We start from the raw sequence: 23,669 nt of genomic DNA on the forward strand, positions 1-23,669 counted from the left end.
CCTCGGCGACACCCACCCCCACACCCTGGCCAGCCGCAACAACCTGGCTGCGGCGTTTGAATCGGCGGGGGATCTGGGGCGGGCCATCCCCTTGTACGAGGCCACCCTCCTCCAATGCGTGCAGGTCCTCGGCGACACTCACCCCGACACCCTGACCAGCCGCAACAACCTCGCCCGCGCTCGTAAAGCCGCCGAAGCTGTACAACAGAAGACAGCAACCTCAACTCCCGCTGCTGGCCATCAGTAGCCGCCTACAGCCCATTGACCAGCCCATCGGACCTCAATGACTCAGCCCGCCGAGAGTTCGGAGCGAAGAGGTCTTGGTCTCACTTGAGGTCTCAGTCGCCGCCCGCTCCATAACCGTCCGTCGGCCTCCGCTGGGGTCCAACAGCATCTCTGACCAGGGATGCTGTAACCGTGGGGATACCGACAGACGTCCGTGGAACAAGATCGGACAACTCGTAATGCGTAGGTCTCGGGTTCGAATCCCGAAGGCGGCTCCGTTGAAAGCCCCAGGACTCACTCACCGTGACCTGGGGTTTTTCCTTGTTCGCGGCGTGACGCGTCACACGGCTGGGGTGCCGTGAGGTGGCTTGCGTGAGCGATGCGTGAGCGGAGCGGTCGGTGACCTACGCTCGGCCGACGTGGCAACCGGGTGCCGCCGCTGCCGGCCAGCAGGCTGGAGCGAGGACGCGCGGTGTACGAGGCGCAGGCCGCGCGTGGCAACCCCCCGGTGCTGATCACCTCCGGCGGACAGGGCCCGGACGAAGACCTTCCCGAGGCCCACGCGATGGCCGACTACCTCACAGAGCGTGGCTTCCCCAAGGAGCACATCGAGCGCGAGGACCGCTCCACCACCACCGAGGAGAACCTGCGGTGCGTGCCTGAAGGGTGGGCCGTACTGCTCGCCGAGCGAGGGATCGGCCCCCGTAGAGTTCTGGAGATCACGCTCGGGCAGCCCGGTTCGGGCGGTGGCGTGCACGAGGGGGCGCGGTGGCCGGGGAGAGCGCGGCGTTCGGGGCGCTGCTGCGGGAGTTGCGGCTGGAGGTGTCCCTGACGATCGAGGGCCTGGCCGAGGCGTCGGGTGTGAGTGTGCGGGGCATCGGGGACCTGGAACGGGCGCGGCGGGCAGCTCCGCGGCGGCGGACGGTGGCCGCGCTCGCCGACGGCCTGGGGCTGGGCGAAACGGATCGAGAGCGGCTGCTGACGGCCGCGCGGGCCGGACGCAGCCCGGGATACAGCCCGTTGGGGGTGCATGCCTTCCCTCGTGGCATCGACGACTTCGTGGGCCGTGAGCCGGAGCTGGTGCTCCTGGCGGAACTCGCCGACCGCGCCGCCGGGCGCCACCTCTCCACCGACCGGCACCTGTCCCCAGGGCAGCCCGAGCCTGAAGCGGCGACCGGCGGTCAGACGGTGGTGGCGGGCGCCGGGCAGCCGGTCGTAGCGGCGGGCGCCGAACAGCCCGCCATAGCCGCGCAAGTCGAACAGCCCGTCGTGGCCGCGGTGTTCGGGCCGCCCGGGACGGGCAAGACCACGCTTGCGCTGCATGCCGCCCGGGAGCTGGCCGACCGGTTTCCGGACGGGCAGCTGATGGTGGACCTGCGCGGTATGGACGACGCTCCGCCCGCGCCGGCCGAGTTGATGCTGGGCGTGCTCAAGGCGCTCGGTGTGGCCGACCGGGACCTGGCGAAGGCCGGACCGCGGGGTCACCCGGCGCTCTACCGGCACCTGCTGGCCGATCGGCGGTGCCTTCTCGTGCTGGACAACGCCCGTGATGAGGCCCAGGTCCGCCCGCTGCTGCCGGGTGCCGGTGCGGGGATGGTCGTGGTGACCAGCAGGCGGATGCTCACCGGTCTGGAGAGCGTGCACCGACTGCCGCTCGGCGAACTGGGAACGGCAGAGGCGACCGCGTTCCTCACCGGCCTGGTGGGAGCGGAACGATGCGCTGCGGACCCGGCCGCGCTGGCGGTGGTCGCCCGCCGGTGCGGGCACCTGCCGCTGGCCTTGCGGGTGGCGGGCAACTGGCTGGCCACCCGCACCGGTTGGAGCGTGCGCCGCCTTGCCGACCGCCTCGCCTTCGAGGAGCGGCGCCTGGACGCGCTGACCGCCGGGGACCTCCGGGTCTCGGCCGCCTTCGAGCTGTCCTACCGCCAGCTCACCCCCGCGGCGGCCCGCCTGTTCCGGCGTCTCGCCCTGGTCGAGGGCCCGGATGTCGGCGCCGCCTGCGCCGCCCGGTTGACCCGGCAGCCGCTGTTCGAGGCCGAGGACACCCTGGAGGAGCTGGTGGAGACCGGACTCCTGGGCTCGGAGCGGGACCGCTACCGCTTCCACGATCTGTTGCGACTGTTCGCCCGCTCGCGCCTGGAGGCCGAGGAGAGCGCCGAGGACACCGCGCGGGCCCGCGCGGCGATGCACGAATGGCTTCTGGAGACCGCCGTGGTGGCCGGCCGTTGGTACGAGCCCGGGCACGGTGCCCCGCCCCCCGACTGGCAGGGCACCGTCGACCTCTCCAGCGCCGACCGGGCCCGGCAGTGGCTTCAGGCGGAGGGCGCCAACTGGCTGGCCGCGCTGCGTGCGGCCGCGGCCGCCGAACAGTACGCCGGCGTGGTGGAGGTGGCTGAGGCCCTGCACTGGTTCTCCGACCAGTGGATCTTCTGGGGCCACTGGCCCGAGGTCTTCGGCACCGCCGCCCGCTGCGCGCAGGCCCTGGGCGATCCGCTCCTGGAGGCCACCCAGCTCAACTACCAAGCCTGGGCGGTGCTCGTGTGCGAGGCCCGCCCCCGCGAGGGCCTCGCCCGCTCCGCCGAGGCCCTCGCCGCCGCACAACGCGCCGACGACCTGCCCCAGCAGGCATGGGCCCACTGCTACGCCGCCTGGGCCCACCAGTTGCTGCGCGACTTCGGGCCGGCCACCGCCCACAACCACCGGGCCGCCCGGCTGTTCGAATCGGCGGACGACCTCCACGGCATGCTCCACGCCATGCACAGTGACGGCCTCAGCCTGCTGGAGCAGGGCCAGGGCGAGGCAGCCCTCGACTCTCTCCTGCACACGCTCGCCGTCCTGGACCGGGTCGGGGATCGCGTCGAACCCCACATAGCCCACGTCACCCGGCTCTCCCTGCACACCGGCGCGGGCCGTGCCTGCACGCTCACGGGATCTTGGGACGAGGCGATCGACCATCTGCGAACCTCGGTCGGCCTGAGCCGCGAGAGCGGTAACACGGGCCTGGAAAGCCGCGCACTGGTCCACCTCGCCAACGCCATGCTGGCCGCCGGAGGCCGGGCCGATGCCCGGGACGCGTTCACCCGTTGCCTGTCCCTCGGCCCGACCGCCGACCCCGACTGCATCACCGAGGCCCGACAGCAACTCGCGTACTGCGACGACTGAGGCCCCGACTTCATTCTGCCTGTGTTCTGCCTGGAGCCCGCAATGCCCGGCTGCTTAACTGCTCTTGGCGGGAAAACAGCTGGTCTCCACCGGTACCGCACGGGTGGAGGGAAGAGCCGGTTCGAGTCTGGTGTGCAGGTGTCCACCCTGCAGGCCGACGCCAAGCGAGTGGAGCTGATCGTGGCCAACAGCGTCATCGACCTGTTCACCGCTCTTGTGGCCTGGCGGACCCGGCAGTTCTCCCCGGGATGCGGCGGTATGGCGGAGGCCACGGGAAACCGCCCAGGCGCGGGTGGTCTACAACCATGCGGCTGACCGGCAACGCAGCATAGGCCGAGGAGCCCATGTCCGAGACCTTCCTGGCCGCCCGGCGCGCCCGACAGACGGTGGAGCCGGACGGCGGCTCACTCAAGCCCTGGTTGCTCGGCATCGCCACGCCCGCCGTCTTCGCGGTGGTCCACGACGCGCTGGGCAAGTTGCGCCGCCAGGACGGTGAGGAGTTCGCCCTGTGCGTGTCGGCCGGGCTGGACCACCAACAGGCCGCCGAAAGCACTCGGCTTCCCGGTCGGCACCGTGCGATCGCGGCTGTCGTGCCCGAGCGCGGCTTGCCCGGCTCAGCTGCGCTGAGAAGAACGAAGAAACACGAAGGACGATGCAAGAACTTGGAGGTGCCGTGCAGTCTTTCGCACGGACGATCACCTTGCTGCCCGCAGTCGAGGACGAACCGCCCGGACAGACTGAACGGGTTGAACCCGCTGAACCGGCCGGCGCCGACAAGGTGGGCCCTCGAGCTCTGAGGTGTGTGGTGATTTCCCTTGATCGGGAGCGAAGCGGTCGGCTGCTGAGGGACGCGCGCAGAACACAGTTGCTCCCACCGGTGGTAAATCCCTGGGGGACGCTGCACGCGTACGGAGAGCTCCTGACCCGACGGCCGCGCCCGCTGGCGGTTCTCGACGTGCCGGACGAGGGATGCGCTCATGAACTGGGCCGGCGCGTCGGCATTCTGCGGCGGCTGGCGCCCGTGACGGTCCTCGCGCCCGAGGGCACCTGTCCCGCGGCGCTGCTCGAAGCGGGTGCCACCAACGTCCTGGCCCGCAGCATGCCGATAGAGGAGCTGGCCGCCCGGCTGATGGCGGACCAGCGGTGGGTCGCCAAGGACAAGGCACACACGTCCCGGTCCCAGGAGCAGGACCCGCTACCGCGTCACCTGCTTCCCCAGCAGGTTTCGCAGAGAGTCCTTCTGAGTCTCATCCTCGCCGATCCCGAACCCTGGTGCTGCCACGATCTGACCCGTCTACTGGGTTCAGCCGAGCAACCGTTGACCAGGGCAGCCCTCCGTGCACGCATGCCGAGGCTGGACCCTCACCTCGGCCGCCTCGGACTGGCTCTGCGAAGGACCGGCCGATGGGGACGCTTCTCGTACATGGTCATACCTTCGGCTGGGCTCATGTATCGCCATGCGTAGGTCTGCGCTGGACAGTACGTGCTCGGTCTCCAGCGCATGGCTGTGACCAGGTGACCAGCAGATCAGTGGGAGCTTGGCCCGTTACTCGGATTCCGGGGAATGGTTTGGTGGCCGCTCGGTGGCCAGGCGTGCAGCGACGGAGCAGATGACGGTCGGTCAGCCGCCGCGCCGTCAGTGGGACGGTCATCATCCGTGAGCCACTGCGAGGAGTGCCAGCCGCAACTCGGCCGCGCTGTGGAAGCCGAATTCCGGCTTCTCGCGCAGCGCTTGGTCGATCACGCCGGCGAGGGCCTGCGGCACATCCGGCTCGCGTTCGCGCACAGGCACCGCAGGTGACTCCAGGACGATTCGCCAGGGGTCCTCGCCGCGCGGGAAGTCCCGGGGGTATGCCCCGGTCAGCATGTTGTACAGGCAAGCGGCGAGGGCCCATACATCCCCGGTGGGCTTGGCGTCCTTGAAGTTGATGACTTGCTGGGCCGGCATGAACCACGGCTTTCCCGCGGCCTCCCCGGTGCGGGTGAGACCGCTGAGGCCGGCCCGGTCGAAGGCCTTGGCGAGGCCGAAGTCGCTGATCTTCGCCGTCATGGAACCGTCCGTGTCCCTGTGCAGCAGGATGTTGGACGGGCTGAGGTCGCGGTGGACCACGCCCTGGCGGTGCGCGTGCTCCAGCCCGTCCAGCGCCTGGAGCGCGAGCCCGACGGCCTCGTCCACCGGCAGTCGTCCCCCTCTGCGCTGCAGGAGGACGTCCACGCTGCCGCCGGTGCAGTACTCGGTGGTGAAGAAGAAGATGCCGTTGACGAATCCGGCGCCCTCAAGCGCGGCGATGTTCGGATGCCGCAACGCCTTGGTGAGCGCCACTTCGCGCAGGAAGCGCTGCCGGGCCTCGGGACGTGTCGCCACCCTCGGCAGCATCACCTTCAGGGCCACCTCCTTCCCGGACGATTCGTGGCGGGCGAGATGGACGACACCCATTCCGCCGCGGCCGAGCTCCTGGAGGAGGGTGTATCCGGCGATGGCATGGAGCTCCGCATGCCCGGAGTGCGCCAGGTCGAGAAGCATCCTGAGTATCCCGGAGGGACTGGCCTGGCAGGCGGCGCAGAGGTATTCCCCCGGTCGGCCGCCCACCTCGTCGCTGACCTCGCGGCGGCACTTGGCGCACTGGGCATGGGTGACGGTGTCCTCGGCGTGGATGTCGACGCGGAAGACCGTGTCGCCGATTCTGATCTCGTCACCGTCGGTGAGGTCGTGCTCGGGAAAAGTCTGTGTGGCGGCTTCCTCGGGGGATTCGTCCTGCGCCCGCTGACCGATCTTCAGGCCGTTGACGTACGTGCCGTTGAGGCTGCCGAAGTCGCGGATGCGGATGACGGGCGGGTTGATGTCCAGCAGGCAGTGGTGGCGGGAGACCGTGCGGTGGTGCTCGTCGTTGGGCAGACGCGGTGAGCAGTCCCTGGAGCGGCCGACGACGGAGGTGCTGCGCTCGTCGAAGACATGGTCGGTGCGGTCGAGGTGGCCGCTGACGAGGGTGAGGGTGACGGTGGGCGGTCGGGACATCGGGTCAAGGCTCCTGGGTGTCCGGGTGGCGGGGGTATCCGTACTCAGTACTTCGCCTGCTGGCGTTCCTGGAACTGCTTCTCGAAGCCGGCGACGAATACCGACGGTGCGACGGAGGAGGACGAGTGCACCAGGACGCCGTCGTCGGCGATGTAGAAGATTGCCCGGCCGATGGCCATTTCACCGCGCGGCACGGGCACGTAGACCATCCATCCGATGCTGAACCTGTCGGCCACCAGTTCCGAGGCCGAGAAGCCCGGAGTGCTCCCAAGGGCCAGGAGGTACTGTCGCACTCGGGCGATGGCGTCCTCCTCGTGCATCCGCCCCGGTACCGTGACCACCAGTCCGGCGAGCGAGAGTTGGTACAGAGCGCCGTCGCCGTCGAATCCGCCGTCATCGCCGAAGACGCTCACCACCGTCTCGCGGGTCACGTGACCCGCTTCCGCGGCGGACACCAGTTCCGAAGCCAACTCCCGCTGCTCCGCACGCGGTGTTGCCGAGTTCGTCAGCAGCCCCGCGACGATGCCCGCGGTGGTGCCTGCCGTCCATATGCCCGGCACGGCGGTGCTGACCTCTTCTGCCGACGGCGACTCGCCCCGGTACCAGCGCCCGGCGTCCCACCAGTAGCAGAACGACAGCAATCCGGTGCCGGCGCGCGGGTTCAGCACCGGGTCGGCCACCCAGTCCGGTGCGCCCGCATAGAAGTTCGGCATTTCTTCGCCGTCGCCGTAGACGGCGTCCAGCCTGGGGTCCTCCCACAGTCCACCGGACAACACGGCCCGTCCGTCGGGCAGTTGGTACAGGGTGGAGCCGGAGCGGCGGGAGCCCTCGAACCATGCCAGGCCGGGCTTGATCCTCGGACCCCATTTCGACCGTGCGGCGACGAACGCCGCCGAAATCACCGCCCACCGAGCCCACATCTCTGGAAAGTGCGGGAAATCGTTCGAGCTCAGGGTCGGCCACACCTTCCCCCGGCGGTCGGCGCGAACCATCGCGGCGGCCTGCTGCGGGCTGCGCTTCTGCCGATCGGCGTTCGAGATGTAGGCCGCCAGCCACACCGGCAGGCTGTCTCGCGGGTAGGTTTCCAGGTCCAGCCGGTAATCCTCGGGCTCGAACAACTGCCCGTCGGGAAACGGCTCGCGGCCGTAGTCGTACGCGACTGAGAGATCACCGGTGTCGGTCAGGTCCAGCGTCAGCCGCCACCAAGCGCCCGCGTCGAGCTCGGCCGATATCTCGCGCTGCTTGCGCACGAGTGCCAGGACGGAGCGCGGCGGCTCGATCTTCGTCCATGCGCGGTCGAATACGGCGACCTCCACGAACTCGGCCTCGATCGTGAGCGCGAACTCGGCTTTGAGGAGCTCCCAGTCGGGCGGGCAGGCGCTGATGAGCGCGCGGGCGATACGGAGCGCGAACTTCCTGGCCTGTTGCTCGACGCCGGGTACCGCCGACGGTCGTGGGCCAAGGTCCTCCGCCCCGGCCCACACATCGGGTCGTCCGATGTCCAGCCGGAAGTCCTCCAGGAACTCCCCCATGAGCACTCCTTAGTGAATCTTCGTTCTCCGGGTGGTCCTGACGTGCGCTCTGCGGCTCATCCGCCTGTCACGGCGTCGAGCTGTGCCCGCACTCCCTCGGGCCGCAGCCAGCCATAGCCGGCGTCCTGCAGACGGCGCAGCAGGCCGTCGAAGTCGGTCGGAGTCCACCGCGACCCGAACCGGCGCAGGAACAACTCGAGATGCGGGGTCGCGCCCTCGTCCCAGTCGGCCGGTTCACGGGTCTCCCACTCCCAGTCGAGCGCCCACGACCGGAGGGTTCCGTCGACGTCCGCGGAGAGCACTGCTCGCCCGTCGGGCGTCGTCGCGAGACAGTCCGGGGCCTTGTCGTGACCGTCGAGTGTGAGCACATGGCTGCCACTGCTGACTTCCCACACCCGGATGTCCCCGCCGGCGGACACCGCGTAGCGCCCGTCCGCGGTGATCCGAAGCCCACTGGAAGCCGAACTCTCCTCGAACGACCGCACCTCGTCCCCGGTGGCGACGTCCCACATGCGGATGTTCCGGTCGTGTCCGCTCGCGGAGGACAATACGAAGGTGCCGTCGGCGGCGACGCACAGCGAGGTCACGCCACTCGTGTGTCCCTCCAGGACCCGTACGCACCGACCCTCTTCCAGATCCCACAACCGCACCGTCGCGTCGGCCCCGCCCGACGCGAGGAGGCGGCCGTCGACGCCGGCCCAGAGGGCGTTGACCGGACCTTCATGACCGGTCAGCGTCTGCGTGAGGCTGCCGGTGTCCACGTCCCAGAGCCTGATCGCGCCGTCACCGCTGCCGAGGACGGCCTGCTGTCCGTCCGCGCTGAAGCGCACCGGTACCGGAGGTGCGGGGGGAAACCTGTTCGTCCGCAGGATGCGTCGGCACTTCCCGGTGCCGACGTCCCACAGGCGTACGGTGCCGTCCTGACCGCCCGACAGGGCCTGCCGTCCGTCCCCGCTCAGGCAGACCGACCGCACCGGGCTCTGGTGGCCCTCCAGTTCATGTAGGCAGGTGCCCTTGCGGAGGTCCCACAGCCGGACGGTCCAGTCGGCGCCGGCGGACACGGCGAGCTCCGCGTCGTCGCTCACTTCGACCGCGTACAGGTCCTCGTCGGAGGCGTCCAGGGCCCGCGCCGGCCAGGCCGTCCGAAGCCCCGCCCGCACCGCATGCCGCCCCAGCTCCCACCAGGCGGACATGACCCGCGGAGCGCGCTCGTGCCCGGGAACCTTCCGAGCCCGGGTGAGCAGGTCGTGGGCCGTGGTGAAACGACCGCCTGCCATGGCCCGCTCCGCTTCGACGACCATCGTGCCCATGCGGCTCTCCAACGTGCGCAGTTCCGCGAGCGGGAGGGGGCGGCTCAGGTGCGGAGGCGCGGGGTGGCCACTCGGCAGTCCCAGCGGCCAGGCCCGAACACCGTCGTGACTGTCGGCGCAGACCGCAAGCCCGGCCCCGCCCTCGGCGCCGAGCAGGACGGCGTTCATCCGGATGTCCCGGTAGGTGCGCAGACACTGTCCGCTGTCCAGGTCCCAGAACCGCACCGTGCCTCTCGAACTGTCGCCCGCGAGCAGGAATCGGCCGTCCTCGCTGAACGAAAGGAGGTTGGCACGCTTACCTCTCAGGACACGTAGACACCGGCCGTCGCGCAGGTCCCACATGCCGATCGTTCCGTCCTGGTAGGACACGACCGCGGTGTGCCGGTCGGGATGGAAACCGAGGGCGATCACCGGCGTCCTGTGGCCGGTCAGGGCCTGTTCGCAGAGGCCGCTGTCAAGGTCCCACAGCTTGACCGACGGCACCCCCCGTTCCCAGCCGTTGGACAGTGCCCACCGGCTGTCCGCACTCACCTCCACCCGCTCCACGCCGGCCGCGTGCCCGGCGAGCGGCGTCCTGAGCTCCCCGCTGCGGGTCTCCCAGACCTGGATCGTGTCGCGGGACCATCCCCACAGTGCGAGGCGTCCGTCAGGAGTCAGCCGAACCCCGTCGGCCGGCGCGGTGAGGGTGCGCAGGCATTGTCCGTCGGTCAGATCCCAGAACCGTACGCTCCTCTTGTCACCGCCTTCACTGGCGGAGACGGCGAACCGACCGTCCGGTGTGAGGTCGAGGGCGTGCGTGTGCGAGAGGCGTCCTTCCCCGCTGTGTCCATCGAGAGCCAGCAGGCACTGCCCATCGCGCAGGTCCCACAGCCGAGTCCGGCCGTAGCCACCGGTCAGGGCCAGTCGTCCGTCGGGACTGACGCGGACAGGCAGTAGTTGTCGGTTCAAGTCCTTGTGCTCTTTGTGCCGTGGCATCTCCCGACCGCTGGTGACACCTTCGGAGCGGATGATGCGAAGTGCCGACCGAACCTCCGGCTCTCCGGACCGTTCCCCGGCCACCCCCTCCAGAAGCTCACGTGCCGACTCCAGATCACCGCGCTCGACATGCACCTGGGCCAGCAACTGCCTGACCTGCCATGGATCCTCGGCATCGGGACGCACCGCTTCGATCCGGGTGATCAGGTCTTCGTCGGTAAGGGTGCCGCGCCGCCACGACAGCAACCCGCTGTTGTACGTCGCTCCCAGGTGCCGAGGGTCGGCCGTAAGAGCCTCCGCGAACGCCCGCTCTGCTTCGGCCGCCTTCTCCAGGTCGAGTAGGGACACACCGCGGTTGTTGAACTCGTCGGCACGCAGATCGGCTTCGACCGGTTCCGGGCGCGGGTGGTCACGGCCGGTCACCTGGCGGAAGATTTCGGCAATTCGTGCCGCGACCGCGGTCATCGAACGGGGCCTGTCAGCCGGGTCACCGGCCAGGCAGCCGGCGAGGAGGTCGGCGATGCCGGGAGGCATGGGCGGCAGGTGGGTCTCGCCCGTCCCGCCGGCCTCGAGGTACGCATCGAGGGACCTCCCCACCACACGACCCGCTATCCAGCTCACTCCACCGTTGAACATCTCGAAGACCGACACCGCGAAGCTGTAGATGTCGCTGCGTCGGCCGAGCGGCCGGCCGTCCGCCTGCTCCGGCGAGGCGTACGCCTTGGTCATCCCGCCGTTGGGGACCAAGACGGTGAGACCGGGCGGAAGTGACGGGTCCTGTGGAGCGGCGGCAACCCCCGGGGTGGCCGCGGCGGCGCGGGCGCGGGCCAGTCCGAAGTCCGTGACCTTCGCCGTGCCGTCCTCCGCCACAAGTACGTTGCCCGGCTTGACGTCCTGGTGCACGAGGCCTCGGCCGTGCGCGTGTGCCAGGCCCCAGGCCGTCTGAATCGCCAGGTCCAGGATCCGGGCCAGTGCTGCCGACGGTCCGCCCTCGTACAGCCTGCCGTTCGCGATCCAGTCCGCGAGGCTGCCTCCCTCGACGTACTCGGCGAACACGCAAGGGATGCCGTCGATCGTGCGCACGTAGTAGCAACTGCACACGTGCGGATGCAGTCCCAGCGACACCCAGGTCTCCGCCTCGGTGACGAATCTCTGCTTGTCCGCAGGGTTCTGGAACCACTCCGGCCGGGGGCACTTCACCGCCAGGTCGGTGTCCCATATCTGGTGCCGTACCCGGTACACCAGCCCCATACCGCCATGCCCGTGCATGCGCTCCACTCTGTACCGGCCGTCGACGACCATGCCGGTCGGCCAGTGTGGGGGGATGTGGGAAGTCGTGCCGGGCGTCGTCATGCGCACCTCCAATTGGCCCTGTTCAATGAGTGGTTGGGGACGAAGTGGTGGAATCGTGCAGGTGGGTCCGCAGCGTCGTATGAAGAGGACTCTTCAGAAAGCTTTGCAGTTCCCTTCCGGGCAGTCTTCCCGAGGACGGCATCATTTCTCGGCCATCCCGGCACCACGGGACTTGGCTACCGTGGGGCGCGTGACGAATCGGGGGATCGTATGAGCGTGGAAGCCGTCCGGCGGCTCTACTTCGGGCGTGACGACGCCGAAAGTGACATGACCGTCGGCCTGTTGCGCGAGGGCTTCATGCGAACAGCGGCGTACGAAGAGGCGTTGAACGGCCGGAAGATGCTGATCATCGGCCGCAAGGGCTCGGGCAAGAGTGCCATCTGCGTACGACTGGCGGGCGACGGCGCCCGCCCCGGCGGTACGGTCGTGATCACCCCGGACGACGCGGCCGGGGACGAACTGCGCAGATTCGAGCTACAAGGCCTCACCGGGGACACCGCCAAGTCCCTGATCTGGCGGTATGTCTTCGCCGTCCATGCGGCTCGCCACCTGGTCGGCCACAGTCGGGAGCACCGCTGGCGCGTTCCGGGCTCGGTGAAGGCGCTGCGGAGCTTCCTCGCGGCGAACGACGAGGCGGTGGACGAGCGGCTCTATGACCGGCTGGTCAAGGGCGCCCGCGGACTGGAGACGTCGCTGTCGCTGGAGGCATTCGGGGTCAAGGCGGCGATGGACGTGAAGGGGGCGAGCGAAGGCTCCCGCGCCACCCGTCAGCTGGAGATCCTGGAGCGCGGTGTCGTGCAGGCGTTCACCGATCTGGACTGCGCCGGGCAGCACGCGCCACTGCTGCTGATGGTGGACAAGCTGGAACAGGTGTGGTCCAACGACCCCGACAGCAACGCCATGGTCATCGGTCTGCTTCTGGCCGCGCAGCATACGGCCGGAGCGTACGGAGGAGCGCTGCGATGCCTGCTGTTCCTGCGGTCGGACATCTACGACAGCCTGCAGTTCGGCGAGGGCGACAAGTTCCATGGCGACGAGATGCGGATCGACTGGACCCGCTCCGCTCTGCGCGAGATGGCTCTTGCCCGGGCGCAGGCCTCCATCGGGTCAGAGGTCACATCCGACCTGCTGTGGCGGGAGATCTTCCCGCCGGAGGTTTCTGGCGAATCCACCTTCGACTATGTGTACTCCCGGGCGCTTCCCCGCCCTCGTGACGCCATTCAGTTCCTCAATCTGTGCCGCGACCGGGCGGTCGCGGCACAGCGGGTCCGGATCTGTGAAGAGGACGTCGTCGAGGCGGCCCAGCAGTTCTCCGAATGGAAGCTCGGCGACCTTGCCAAGGAATATCTCGTCAACTACCCGTATCTTTCCGCTCTGTTCGAGATGTTCCGCAACGGTGGCTACGTGGTGATGCGCAGCGTCCTCGAAACGCGCCTCGACGAGATGGCCGACACCTTGCAACGGCAGTTCCCCGAGTACGCCGAGGGCCTGTCCGGGCCCGCCGTCGTGGATGCGCTGTACGCCGCGAGCTTCCTCGGGGTGCGGCTGGGCAACGACGTGGTGTACGCGACCGACGGGCACAGGACCGTCCAGCCGTACGAGCGTGAATTCCACATCCACCCGTGCTTCCGCCCCGCACTGAACGCCCTCAACGCCACCGGTCTCCACCCGTACGAGCCCCACCGCGTCGCTCATCGCGTGCGCAGCTCTTCCTATCCCCCCAGGATCGCCGGCGTGAGCGTCGGCCGGGACTTCAGCCTGATGGAGGAACTCGTCCGGTCGTGCGACCGGATCCTGCGTCAGATGAGCCGGGCCGGCTCGATGCCCGTCGAATCCCGCAGCGAGGTGGCTCGCGAGGTCGGAAGTGTCATGCAGGACGCGAACGAGTCCCTGATTCAGTTGCGCGAGGGGAGGCCCATCGACGCCTCCCAGCACGTACTGCGCGCGGTGACCTACCTCGAATCGCTCGCCGTGCAACTCCTGGCCAACGGTTTGGACCATGAGACAGGCGCCGAGAGCGTCGCCCATCGGGTCCAGGACGAGTGCCGCCGACTGATCCGCATGGTCGGGGGTGCGTACGGCGGCTCGGGGAACAGCAATTCGTAGCGCGGGACGCCCCGAAGGACAGGGGCGATTCAGCGCACCTAGAGGTAGAAGGTGCGCGGCGGGTCCATCCGGCCGACGCCACGGCATGGCACGCATGCGGAAACCTGGCCCCCAGGGAGGCCGATGGTGGCGGATGCCGTGCTGCTCAGTGAGCGGAATCGGATGGGGAGAGCCCCAGACTCACTTACCGTGACCTGGGGCTTTTGCTTTTTTCCTGGCCACGTTGCAGCACGTCGCGGGCTGTGCGCGCGGCCGTCGCAGGGTCCAGTTCGGCGCCGCGCCGGAACGCCTCGGTAAAGGCTGCCTGCCCCAGAGCGACCGCCGCTTTCGCCGTGATCCGGTCCACGTCACCGCGCTCGGCGGGTGGCAGAGGGGCGCCCACGCTCCGGCGCGCCGCATCCGCCGCGCCGAGCAGGAGAGCCGCACGCCCGGCCAGGTCCTTCCCCGGGCTCTCCACTTCGTTCGAGCAGGGGTGACCCCACTCCCCGGAAAGCGTCACGACGCCTGCCAGGCCCTCCAGGGAGAGGGCCAGGGCGCGGGGCTCCCCGATGGAGCATGCGATGTCCAGGCCGAGGAGATGGCGGGCTCCGGCCTGAGCCGCGTCCCCGCGCAGTTCGGCGGTGAAGCCGAGTTCCGCGAGAAGCAGATGCTCGCCGACCTCCGAGGAATCACCGGCGTCGCGGATGCGCAGCAGATACGCCTCGGCAGCATCGAGGTCGCCGGAGCGTCGTGACCCGAGGGCGAGTCCCATCAACGAGTGGATCTCGCCGTACCTGTAGTCCTGCTCGACGGCCAACCGCCGTGCCTGCTCGTGCAGTTCGTGAGCCCGGTCCCATGCGTGGCCGAGCAGCGCCAGCCTGCCGAGCCCGGAGAGCCGCGCGGAGACCTCCGTCTCCAGTCCGAGGTCCTGTGCGATGCGCAGCCCGTCTTTGTGCCGGCGAGTGGCCTCCTCGTAGTCACCCTTGATCTCGGCGAGTGCGGCGAGCGGCTGTACGGTCTGCAACTCGCCCCAACGATCCCCGAGTTCCCCGAAGAGCCCGGCGCTGCGCAGACCGTCGTGCCCGAGGGTGGCGAGATCGCCCCGGACCAGAGCATGCATCGCCCGCAGCCCGAGAGCGGCGGCGGTGCCCCAGCGGTAGTCGGCGGCGGTGAAGAGGTCGAGGGCGTGGGCGTTGGCCTCTTCGCTGGTGGCGAGGTCGCCGGCGTTGAACTGCCCGTATGCGTACAGCCATACGGCCCGGCCGTGCCTCGGTGGATCGTCGACTGCTGCTGCGGGGTATGCCGTCGTCGCTGACCGGTCTCCGGTCAGCAGGGCGAACGCGCTGTGCAGCAGGCGGAGTTCGTCGGAGGGCAAAGTGGCGGCGAGTATCGCCGACAGGGTGCGGTGGGCCTCGCCCAGCCGGCCGCGAAGCAGCCACCACCAGGACAGGGCGGTGGCGAGGCGTACCGCTTCGGCCGGTCCACCCGCCTCATGTGCCGTGGCGCGCCGCAGTCCCTCGTCGAGCGCCGCGCGCAGATTGGCGGCCTCGGCGTCGAGCCGGGTGAGCCATGCCTGCTGTCCGCCGCTGCGAAGATGCGGTTCGGCCTGCTCGGCGAGGTCGAGGTAGTGGCGCAGATGCCGGTCCCGTACGCCGGTGAGGTCCTCCATCTCGTGGAGGCGCTCCATCGCGTAGGCGGTCACGGACTCGAGCAACCGGTAGCGGGGCACTGTTCCGGCCGGCCCGTCCACCATGACGACCAGGGACCGGTCGACCAGGCGGGTCAACAGGTCGAGGACCTCGTCGTGCGCCACACCGTCACCCGCGCACACCGCCTCCGCGGCGTCCAGGGTGCAGCCGTCGCGGTGCACGGCAAGGCGGCGCAGCACGATCCGCTCCGGTGCGCTGAGCAGCTCCCAGCTCCAGTCGATCACCGCCCGCAGTGTCTGCTGCCGCGCGGGCGCGCCCCGCTGCCCGGAGGTGAGTATCCGGAACCGGTCGCCGAGGCGTGCTGCCAATTCCTGTATGCCGAGGCCGCGAACCCGGGTTGCTGCCAGTTCGAGGGCGAGCGGGATGCCGTCGAGACGTCGGCAGATCTCCGCCACGGCTTCGCGGGTTTCGTCAGGTGCCCCGTGCAGCGAGAAGCCGGGTGCGGCCGCGGAGGCGCGTGCCGCGAACAGCTCGACGGCGTCGGACGGTTGGAGTGGCTCGACCAGGAACACCGCCTCACCCGCGAGGCCAAGAGACTCCTGGCTGGTGACCAGTACGCGCAGTCCGGGCGTGGTGTGCAACAGCAGCGCAGCGAGTTCGGCAGCCGCCTCGACGACGTGTTCGCAGTTGTCCAGTACGAGAAGGGTCCGGCGGTCGCGCAGGGCGACGGCGAGCCGGTCGGCCGGCGCCGCGAGCACACCGGGTCCGGGTACGCCGGAGGGCACGTCGTCCCGGATGCCGAGCGCGGCGCAGATCACCTGCGCGAGATCGGCCGCGGTCCCGCGCCGACCGGCGAGTTCGATGAGCCACACCCCGTCGGGGGCGCCTCCGTCCGTGTCGTGGGCGAGCCGGGTGGCGGCCTCCACGGCGAGCCGTGTCTTGCCGACCCCGCCGGGGCCGGTGAGCGTGACAAGGCGTGCGGTGGCGAGAAGCTGACCGACCTCGTCCAAGGACCGGTCCCGGCCGACCAGTGCGGTGAGGGGAGCAGGGAGGTTCGACCGCGGCCGGCCGCCGCTGTCAGGCACCGGGGTCGGGGGCGCCGGGGTCGGGGAGAGGCCCAGCGAGGCGTCCTGTCGCAGGATCGCGTGGTGGAGCGCGGTCAGCTCCGGGCCCGGTTCGAGGCCGAGTTCGTCCGCCAGGCGGTCACGCAGCTCCGTGTACGAGGCCAGCGCTTCGCTCTGGCGGCCCGCCAGGTAGAGGGCACGCAGCTGAACGGCGCGGAGCCGTTCCCGTAGCGGATGGCGCGCCGCCAGGTCCGCGAGATCCCCGGTGAGCAGGGCGTGGTCGCCCGACTCCAGGCGGGCCTCGGCCTGTTCCTCCAGGACGGTCAGGCGCTGTTCCGCCAGGCGCTGCGCTGCCGTGCGGACGAACTCCTCGTCCGCGAAATCGGCGTACGCGGGACCGCGCCACAGCTCAAGGGCTTGGGTGAGCAGCGCGGCCCGTGCTTGCGGGGCGTCCAGAAGACGGGCCCGGTCCACCAAGGACCGGAAACGGTCCGCATCCACCTCGTCCCGGTCACCGTCGAGGCGCAACCGGTAACCGGGCGCCTGGTGCACCACACGGTCGCGGCCCAGAGCCCGGCGCAGTTGGGAGACCTTGGCCTGAAGGGCATTGGAGGGCTTGCCCGGCAGGTCATCGCCCCACAGGTCCTCGATGAGCCGGTCGGCGGAGACCGGTCGCCCTTCGTGCACCAGCAGATCGGCCAGCAGCGCCCGGACCTTCGACTCGGGGACTGCGACCGGCTCGCCTTCGCTGTCCCACACCATCAGTGGACCGAGCACCCCGAACCGCATGGGTTCACCGTACACACGGCGAAGTGCCGGGGCGTCAGCAGACCATCAGCGACTCCGAAGCGCCCACAGGCACTGTCATTCCTGTCCGCAGCACCACACACCGAGAACGCGCGGCAGGGAGCAGAGCATGACCAAGTACGGGGGCAGGAAGGGCGTGGTCATCGGCGACACCAGGGGCACGGGCGTGGCCATCGCCAAACGGCTCGTCGAAGGCGGTGCGGAGGTCCTGCTGACCGGCCGCACCCCGGAGAACCTCGCCGTCGCCGCTGTCGAACTCGGCTCCTGCGCGCACGTCGTCAGCTTGGACCCGACCGGTCCGACGGCCGTCGAGGAGCTCACCTCCACCGTCGAGGACAGGCTCGGCCCCATCGACTTCCTCTTCGTCAACGGCGGTACCGGACTGCCCGTGCCGGCGTTGCTTCCGCTCCTGCGTGACGGCGGCTCGATCGTCTTCACCCGTGTCGACGCCGGAGTCCGGGATCACGGCACCGCCGAGGAAGTGGCACGCGCCGCGCTCTTCGTGGCCGTGGACGCGACGTTCACGACGGCCGCCGAGATGCCGGCCGACGGGAGCCCCGCCCGGACCAGCTCCGCACCACAGCACAGCACTAGCAGCCCACTGCCCACTCGACCTGGAAAGGCTGGAAACGACGATGCGTAGCACGCAGTCGACCACCCCTCCTCCTGCTGACGCCAAGGAGCAGAAAAGAGAGCAGAAAAGGGAGCAGAAGAAGGAGCAGGAGCAGAAGCTTCCCCTCCTTGCGCTGCTCGCCCTGGCCACAGCCGTCTTCATCACCAGCCTGACCGAGACGCTGCCCGCGGGCCTGCTGCCCGCGATGAGCGCCGACCTGGGCGTCAGCGAGACCGCGACCGGGCAGACCGTCACCGTCTACGCGATCGGGACCGCGCTCACGGCGATCCCCTTGACCGCGGCGACCGCGGGGTGGCGGCGCAAGCGGCTGCTGCTCACGGCGATGGCAGGATTCGCCGCCGCCAACACCGTCACCGCCGTCTCGTCGGACTACTCGCTGACCATGGTGGCCCGGTTCGTCGCCGGGGTGGCAGCGGGCCTGGCTTGGGCACTCCTTGCCGGATACGCCCGCCGCATGGCGCCTGTTCACCTCCAGGGCAAGGCGATCGCGGTCGCCATGGCCGGCATCCCGGTCGCGCTCTCGCTGGGCGTACCCGCGGGAACCTTCCTCGGCAAGGCGCTCGGATGGCAGACGGCGTTCCTGACCATGACCGTGCTGACCGTCGTCCTGCTTGCCTGGATCACCGCGGCCGTACCGGACTACCCGGGCCAGGAGAGGGGCGCCCGCACCCCGATGCTGCGCACCCTGCGCATCCCGGGTGTGACGCCGGTCCTGTTCGTCACCCTGGTCTTCGTGCTGGCCCACACCATCCTGTACACGTACATCGCCACGTACCTCGACCGCCTCGGCATGGGCGGCTCCACCGACCTCGTGCTCCTGGTCTTCGGCGCCGCTTCATTGGTCAGCATCTGGATCGTCGGCGCACACATCAACCGGCTGCTGCGCACGCTCACCATCGCAGGCACCCTCCTGATCGGCGTGGCGGCCGCCATCCTGGCCGTGATGTCCGACAGCCCCGCACTGGTCTACCTCGCGGTGACGCTGTGGGGTCTGGGCTGGGGCGGGGCCCCCACGCTTCTGCAGACCGCTGCGGGCGATGCCGGGGGCGAATCGGCGGACGCGGCCCAGGCGATGCTGGTCACCCTGTGGAACGTGGCCATGGCCGGCGGCGGCGTTCTCGGCGGCGTCCTCCTCAGTATGGTCGGCTCGAATTCCTTCCCCTGGGCCGTCCTGCTGCTCCTGGCGCCGGTCCTTGCCGTGGTGATCGCCGCCCGCACCCACGCATTTCCCGCCGAGCGCCCCGCGCCGGAACTCACAGACGCCTAGGGCCTCTCGTTTGGATCATGCCGGGCTCGCGGGGTCTGGCACGCACATCTGCCGCGTTGTCGTCAATCACCATGGCTCCGCCATGCCTCAATCCTCCGCCTTGCAGCTGCACGCACCAGACCCCGCTCCCTGATCCGGCCTGATCCAAACGAGAGGCCCTAGGGCCTGTCTGCCGGACACGTCCCGGGCCTCCCTCACATTGCTTGCGCCGAAAACAAGGAGACGACCATGACCACGTTCGGCACACCGGTTGAGTCACGCCTTTTCGAATCCGCCCGACTCGGAGCTCTGACCCTGCCCAACCGCCTGGTGATGGCGCCGATGACCAGGAACCGCGCCGCAGCCGACGGTGTCCCGCAACCGATCATGGCCGCCTACTACGCGCAGCGTGCCTCCGCGGGGCTGATCATCGCCGAGGCCTCCACGCCGAACGCCGTGGGGCAGACGTACCCCAACATCACCGCGATCCACAACGAGGCGCACGTGGCCGGATGGCGGCGTGTCACCGATGCGGTGGGCGCTGCGGGCGGCCGGATGTTCCTGCAGTTGCAGCACGGTGGCCGGGTCGGCCACCCCGACAACAGTGGGCTGACGCCGGTCTCGCCCTCGCCCGTCCCGCTTCCGGACACGGTCTTCACTCCCGGCGGGCACCGGGCCGCCGTCGTGCCGCGTGAGATGACCATCGACGAGATCCGCTCCACCGTGGCCGACTTCGCCGCCGCCGCCCGAAAGGCCGTCGACGCGGGCTTCGCCGGGGTGGAGGTGCATGCCGCCAACGGCTACCTCCTCCACCAGTTCCTGGCGAAGGGCACCAACCACCGCACCGACGCCTACGGCGGCCCGGTCGCCGGCCGCATCCGGTTCACCGTCGAGGTGGTCCGGGCCGTCGCCGACGCGATCGGCGCCGACCGGGTGGGTGTGCGCATCGCGCCGGGACTCACCGTCAACGGCATCGATGAAGGAGACACCGAGAGCCTGTACCCGCCGCTCATCGACGCCCTGGCAGACATCGCCCCGGCCTATCTGCACGTCGTCTTCGCCGACCCGGACCAGCCCCTCTTCCAGAGCATCCGGAAGAACTGGCCTGGCGTGCTGATCGCCAATCCGAAGCTGCCGTGGCCAGGTCCGCTCCCCGCCGACGGCGGCAGGCACGAGGGTGAGCGGCTCCTCGCCGCGGGAGCCGACATGGTCTCGCTCGGCCGCGCGTTCCTGGCCAACCCGGACCTGGTCGAACGACTGCGCATCGGCGCACCGCTCAACCCGCTGCGCGAGCAAGGGCTGATGTACACGGGCGGGGAGACCGGGTACACCGACTACCCCGCGCTGGCCGCCGCCCACCACGGGGTCGAGGAACCCGAAGCGGCCGTGCTCTGACGATTCATCGTTGGCCGGCGGCTGACCTATCGTGTGGCGGCGGGCAGAAGCTGTGTGGGCCGGCGCGGAGTTGGTGCAGGGTGTGCTGCCGGGCGGGAGCTGATGGTGAGGGCGGGAGAGAGCATGAGTGACGGGGTGCAGTACGCGAACCCGAGGGCCTCCGGGCTGAATGCCGAGGGGCTGGCTCAGCTGCCCGGCCATCTTCCCGGCCCGCTTCACGGCCCGCTGGTCGGTGTCGAATGGCTCGCGGCGCGGCTCGGGGTGCCGGGGTTGGTGGTGCTCGATGCCTCGGTGGGTGCGCGGCGCGAGGCGGAGCAGCGGATTCCGGGGGCCCGGGTCTTCGATATCGACGGTGCGCTGTCCGACCACTCCGGACCTCTGCCGCACACGATGCCCGGCGCGGACCGGTTCGCCGAGGAGATGCGGGCGTTGGGTGTCCATGACGGCGACACCGTGGTCGTCTACGACGGGGCCGGTATCTACTCCAGTGCCCGCGCCTGGTGGATGCTGCGCGCGATGGGCTTCGACCGGGTCGCGGTGCTCGACGGCGGTCTGCCCGCCTGGGCGGCGGCCGGGCTGCCGCTGGAGAGCGGCGGGCCCGCGCCCGCCGTGCCGGAGGGCGACTTCACCGCCCGGCCCCGCGCCGGGTTCGTCGTCGGCAGCGGTGAGGTGTCGGCGGCTCTGGATGACCCGGCGTCCGCCGTCCTCGACGCCCGCGCCCGGGAACGGTTCTCCGGTACGGCTCCCGAGCCCCGGGCGGGGCTGCGGGGTGGCCATATGCCGGGTGCGGTGAACCTGCCCTTCGTCGAGATCCAGCGCGAAGGCCGGATGCTCCCGGTCGCGGAGCTGCGAACCGCCTTTGCCGGGCTCGCGGGGGAGCGGGAGCGGCTGGTCTTCAGCTGCGGGTCCGGGGTCACCGCCTGCGTACTGGCGCTGGGTGCCGAACTCGCGGGGTATCGCGAACTCTCCGTGTACGACGGGTCCTGGAGCGAGTGGGGCCTGCCCTCGGAACGGCCCGTAGTGACCGGAGCGAATGGCTGAGGGGGCGTCATTCGCGCATCCCGGCCAGTTCGACCGGCCGGGTGCGCAGGGCCGCGAGGGTCGGGAGGACGGCGGAGACCGTGGCCAGGGCGGCGCTCGCGGCCAGGAGTGCGCCCACGGTGCCCCAGGGCACGATCACCGGTGAGCTCACGGACAGTAGTTCCAGGGCGCCCTTGACGCCCAGGAGGTTCAGGGCGGCGACCACGCCGCCGAGGACGGCGCCCACGGCCACGACCACCAGGGACTCGACGGCGACCAGACGTAGGACCTGGGGTTTCGTGGCGCCGGTGAGACGGAGCACCGCGAGGTCGCGGACCCGGTCCGAGGTGGCCATCACCAGGGTGTTGGCCAGGGCGATGCCCGTGTACAGCAGGGCGATTCCGAGGATCAGCAGCAGGCCCATGCGGGTGTTCTCGCTGGTGCGCGGGTAGTGCTCGCTCACCCAGGCGTCCTTCGTGAGGACCGGGGTGGCGGTTGCCTGTCCGGCCTTCGCGAGGAGGGCGGCGGTGGCCGAACGGTCCGCTCCGGTACGGAGTTTGATGTCGATACGGTCGATTCCGGCGCCGGCCGCGTTCTTCGGGGTCACGTACACCCCGTTGGAGCCGGTGCCGACGCGCAGGACCGCGGCGATGCGCAGGGACACCTTGCGGCCGTCGCCGAGCCAGACGCTCACCCGCTGCCCGACGGTCCGGGTCTCCCACTCCTCGTTGACGACGATGGAGCCGTCGTCGAGGTCGGTGACCCGGCCGGAGACCACGGGGAGGCGGGCGACCCGGGCCAGGGCGGACGGGTCGACGGCCCTGGCGTCGGACCGGATGAGCGCGGAGCGGATCGGCAACGTGGAGGAGTTCGTCGACGCGCTCCAGCGGGTCGCCGACGGTGCCACCGTCGTCGACCCGGAGGTTGTACGCCAACTGCTCAGGCACCGCCGTGATCCGCTGTCCCGGCTCACCGCCCGCGAACAGGAGGTGCTCGCGCTGATGGCCGAAGGCCGCTCGAACGCCTCGGTGGCGCAGGCGATGTCGGTCAGTGAGGGCACGGTCAGCAAGCACTTCGGCTCGATCCTGACGAAGCTCGGCCTCTCGCTGACGGATGAGACGAACCGCCGGGTGCTCGCCGTACTGGCCTATCTGCGGGGGTAGCCGGGGATACGGGGCCGGGTCAGCCGGCCGCCGCGGCGATCAGCTCCGCCGCCTCGTCGAGTACCGCCAGCTCCTGTGCGGTCAGATTCGGGTCGGCCGCCCGGAGCGTCCTGGCGCGGGCGAGGGCATCGGCGGGTACGCCACCGTCCTCGGCGAGCCGGTCGAGCAGTTCCCCGAGCAGGCCCCGGAGGGCGGCTCCGGCCGGGAACGAAGGGTCGAGCGAGACCTGGGCCAGGATCAGGCACGACATGGCCCGGTCCAGCTCCGGCGGCCCCTCCGAGGCGTTGCTCCAGTCGATCACCATCGGCCCATGGGGTGTCAGCATCACGTTCTCGGGATGCAGATCGAGATGGATGATCCGGTCGTCCGGGTCGTGGGAGAGCCGGGGCGGGATCGTGTGCAGCTCGCGCAGGAGCAGTGCCAGCGTCTCGGCGCCCTCCGGCCCGCTGAGCGTGCCCGCGAACAGGGCCTCGGCCATGGTCGGGCCGGTCAGCCGTTGCAGCACCAGATCGGAGACCGGCATCGAGGGACCGGCGGGCGGGCCTATGCGGGGGACCGGGAATCCGGAGGCGGCGAGGTACGCCATGACAGCCAGTTCGGGCGTGGCGTCGGTGCCGTCGCGGTAGCGGCGCAGGACCCAGGACTCGTCGATCGCGTACACATCGGCGGTGCGTCCTGAGCCCAGCGGTTGGCCTGTGTGCATGAGGGGAACCTACCCGGGCCGTCGCCAGAGGGGGAGTCACCAGCGCATGCGGACGTCCTCGGCCCAGCCCAGCAGCTCCAGGGCACGACCACGGACAGCGATTCATGACCGGCGGGGCGGGAGACCAGCAGCTCCATCCCCACGGGCAGCCGGTCCGGGGTCAGGCAACGGGCCGGCAGCCGGGTGCTGTCGGGCTCGTCGCGGATCTCGATCCGCGGACGGGACCCTTCCCCGTAGGGCCTGTCCGGCGGATCATGGCCGGGGTCACGGCGTCTGGCACTTCCCCGAGCTCTCGGCTTCTTCCCCGAGCTCTCAACTTCGTTCGAGCAG

16 protein-coding genes and 2 pseudogenes are annotated in these 23,669 nt (G+C 70.1%); 12 read left to right on the forward strand and 6 right to left on the reverse strand.

Annotated elements, in window-relative coordinates:
• The 6 genes and pseudogenes from ACFT7S_RS04390 to ACFT7S_RS04415 all read left to right on the forward strand — a co-directional run.
• Positions 1-247: tetratricopeptide repeat protein (locus ACFT7S_RS04390; protein ID WP_382726753.1), on the forward strand; the 247-nt coding region annotated here is incomplete at its 5' end.
• A 399-nt stretch (positions 248-646) separates the two neighbouring features.
• Positions 647-877: pseudogene (locus tag ACFT7S_RS04395) on the forward strand (YdcF family protein); the annotation flags it as partial.
• Between the two features lie 116 nt (positions 878-993).
• The gene (locus ACFT7S_RS04400; protein ID WP_382726754.1) at positions 994-3,387 is read left to right on the forward strand and encodes an ATP-binding protein; all 2,394 of its coding nucleotides are present in this window, start codon (positions 994-996) and stop codon (positions 3,385-3,387) included.
• 138 nt (positions 3,388-3,525) lie between these two features.
• Positions 3,526-3,702: a hypothetical protein gene (locus tag ACFT7S_RS04405; protein ID WP_382726757.1), complete on the forward strand. Its 177-nt coding sequence runs from the start codon at positions 3,526-3,528 to the stop codon at positions 3,700-3,702.
• A 29-nt stretch (positions 3,703-3,731) separates the two neighbouring features.
• Entirely contained in the window at positions 3,732-4,184 is a 453-nt protein-coding gene (locus ACFT7S_RS04410) for a hypothetical protein (protein ID WP_382726758.1), read from the forward strand.
• 80 nt (positions 4,185-4,264) lie between these two features.
• Positions 4,265-4,852 carry a hypothetical protein gene (locus ACFT7S_RS04415; protein WP_382726760.1) on the forward strand — a complete coding sequence of 196 codons (588 nt, stop codon included), beginning with the start codon at positions 4,265-4,267 and terminating at the stop codon, positions 4,850-4,852.
• Positions 4,853-5,038: 186 nt separating this feature from the next.
• On the opposite strand, the gene ACFT7S_RS04420 is transcribed toward ACFT7S_RS04415, so the two are convergent.
• From ACFT7S_RS04420 to ACFT7S_RS04430, 3 genes are read right to left on the reverse strand one after another with little or no spacing between them, the layout of a single operon-like run.
• Entirely contained in the window at positions 5,039-6,403 is a 1,365-nt protein-coding gene (locus ACFT7S_RS04420; RefSeq protein ID WP_382726762.1) for a protein kinase, read from the reverse strand.
• 44 nt (positions 6,404-6,447) lie between these two features.
• Positions 6,448-7,935, reverse strand: coding sequence for a hypothetical protein (locus ACFT7S_RS04425; RefSeq protein WP_382726765.1), 1,488 nt, complete (start codon positions 7,933-7,935; stop codon positions 6,448-6,450).
• A gap of 56 nt (positions 7,936-7,991) precedes the next feature.
• A complete protein-coding gene (locus ACFT7S_RS04430; RefSeq protein WP_382726768.1) occupies positions 7,992-11,573 on the reverse strand; it encodes a protein kinase in 3,582 nt (1,193 codons plus the stop codon).
• A 210-nt stretch (positions 11,574-11,783) separates the two neighbouring features.
• Between ACFT7S_RS04430 and ACFT7S_RS04435 the strand changes: the two genes are divergently transcribed.
• On the forward strand, positions 11,784-13,679 hold the full coding sequence (locus ACFT7S_RS04435) for a P-loop ATPase, Sll1717 family (protein WP_382726770.1): 1,896 nt from the start codon (positions 11,784-11,786) through the stop codon (positions 13,677-13,679).
• Between the two features lie 184 nt (positions 13,680-13,863).
• Here ACFT7S_RS04435 and ACFT7S_RS04440 read toward each other — a convergent pair whose 3' ends face one another.
• On the reverse strand, positions 13,864-17,160 hold the full coding sequence (locus ACFT7S_RS04440) for a BTAD domain-containing putative transcriptional regulator (protein WP_382726773.1): 3,297 nt from the start codon (positions 17,158-17,160) through the stop codon (positions 13,864-13,866).
• 127 nt (positions 17,161-17,287) lie between these two features.
• Here ACFT7S_RS04440 and ACFT7S_RS04445 point away from each other — a divergent pair, with 127 nt between their 5' ends.
• From ACFT7S_RS04445 to ACFT7S_RS04460, 4 genes are all read left to right on the forward strand, one after another.
• Positions 17,288-17,821 carry an SDR family NAD(P)-dependent oxidoreductase gene (locus ACFT7S_RS04445; RefSeq protein ID WP_382726775.1) on the forward strand — a complete coding sequence of 178 codons (534 nt, stop codon included), beginning with the start codon at positions 17,288-17,290 and terminating at the stop codon, positions 17,819-17,821.
• Positions 17,814-19,079 carry an MFS transporter gene (locus ACFT7S_RS04450; RefSeq protein WP_382726777.1) on the forward strand — a complete coding sequence of 422 codons (1,266 nt, stop codon included), beginning with the start codon at positions 17,814-17,816 and terminating at the stop codon, positions 19,077-19,079. Before ACFT7S_RS04445 ends, ACFT7S_RS04450 begins: the two co-directional genes overlap by 8 nt.
• Positions 19,080-19,307: 228 nt before the next feature.
• The gene (locus tag ACFT7S_RS04455) at positions 19,308-20,453 is read left to right on the forward strand and encodes an alkene reductase (protein WP_382726779.1); all 1,146 of its coding nucleotides are present in this window, start codon (positions 19,308-19,310) and stop codon (positions 20,451-20,453) included.
• 123 nt (positions 20,454-20,576) lie between these two features.
• A complete protein-coding gene (locus ACFT7S_RS04460; protein ID WP_382726782.1) occupies positions 20,577-21,494 on the forward strand; it encodes a sulfurtransferase in 918 nt (305 codons plus the stop codon).
• Positions 21,495-21,501: 7 nt separating this feature from the next.
• On the opposite strand, the gene ACFT7S_RS04465 is transcribed toward ACFT7S_RS04460, so the two are convergent.
• Positions 21,502-21,897, reverse strand: a complete 396-nt coding sequence (locus ACFT7S_RS04465) for an FtsX-like permease family protein (protein ID WP_382726829.1) — start codon at positions 21,895-21,897, stop codon at positions 21,502-21,504.
• Positions 21,898-21,972: 75 nt separating this feature from the next.
• Here ACFT7S_RS04465 and ACFT7S_RS04470 point away from each other — a divergent pair.
• Positions 21,973-22,636 (forward strand): annotated as a pseudogene (locus tag ACFT7S_RS04470) (LuxR C-terminal-related transcriptional regulator).
• 19 nt (positions 22,637-22,655) lie between these two features.
• On the opposite strand, the gene ACFT7S_RS04475 reads toward ACFT7S_RS04470, so the two are convergent.
• Positions 22,656-23,339 (reverse strand): phosphotransferase, encoded by a 684-nt coding sequence (locus ACFT7S_RS04475; protein ID WP_382726785.1) that lies wholly within the window; start codon positions 23,337-23,339, stop codon positions 22,656-22,658.
• Positions 23,340-23,669: the final 330 nt, after the last annotated feature.

The organism is Streptomyces sp. NPDC057136 (genome assembly GCF_042670885.1).
Lineage (GTDB): Bacteria > Actinomycetota > Actinomycetes > Streptomycetales > Streptomycetaceae > Streptomyces.

Bases quoted from the DNA above. Each gene is read 5' to 3' on its own strand.
- ACFT7S_RS04410 (WP_382726758.1), top strand. From the start codon at position 3,732: ATGTCCGAGACCTTCCTGGCCGCCCGGCGCGCCCGACAGACGGTGGAG.
- ACFT7S_RS04430 (WP_382726768.1), bottom strand. From the start codon at position 11,573: ATGACGACGCCCGGCACGACTTCCCACATCCCCCCACACTGGCCGACC.
- ACFT7S_RS04450 (WP_382726777.1), top strand. From the start codon at position 17,814: ATGCGTAGCACGCAGTCGACCACCCCTCCTCCTGCTGACGCCAAGGAG.
- ACFT7S_RS04445 (WP_382726775.1), top strand. From the start codon at position 17,288: ATGACCAAGTACGGGGGCAGGAAGGGCGTGGTCATCGGCGACACCAGG.
- ACFT7S_RS04465 (WP_382726829.1), bottom strand. From the start codon at position 21,897: ATGGGCCTGCTGCTGATCCTCGGAATCGCCCTGCTGTACACGGGCATC.
- ACFT7S_RS04420 (WP_382726762.1), bottom strand. From the start codon at position 6,403: ATGTCCCGACCGCCCACCGTCACCCTCACCCTCGTCAGCGGCCACCTC.
- ACFT7S_RS04425 (WP_382726765.1), bottom strand. From the start codon at position 7,935: ATGGGGGAGTTCCTGGAGGACTTCCGGCTGGACATCGGACGACCCGAT.
- ACFT7S_RS04460 (WP_382726782.1), top strand. From the start codon at position 20,577: ATGAGTGACGGGGTGCAGTACGCGAACCCGAGGGCCTCCGGGCTGAAT.
- ACFT7S_RS04475 (WP_382726785.1), bottom strand. From the start codon at position 23,339: ATGCACACAGGCCAACCGCTGGGCTCAGGACGCACCGCCGATGTGTAC.
- ACFT7S_RS04435 (WP_382726770.1), top strand. From the start codon at position 11,784: ATGAGCGTGGAAGCCGTCCGGCGGCTCTACTTCGGGCGTGACGACGCC.
- ACFT7S_RS04440 (WP_382726773.1), bottom strand. From the start codon at position 17,160: ATGCGGTTCGGGGTGCTCGGTCCACTGATGGTGTGGGACAGCGAAGGC.
- ACFT7S_RS04455 (WP_382726779.1), top strand. From the start codon at position 19,308: ATGACCACGTTCGGCACACCGGTTGAGTCACGCCTTTTCGAATCCGCC.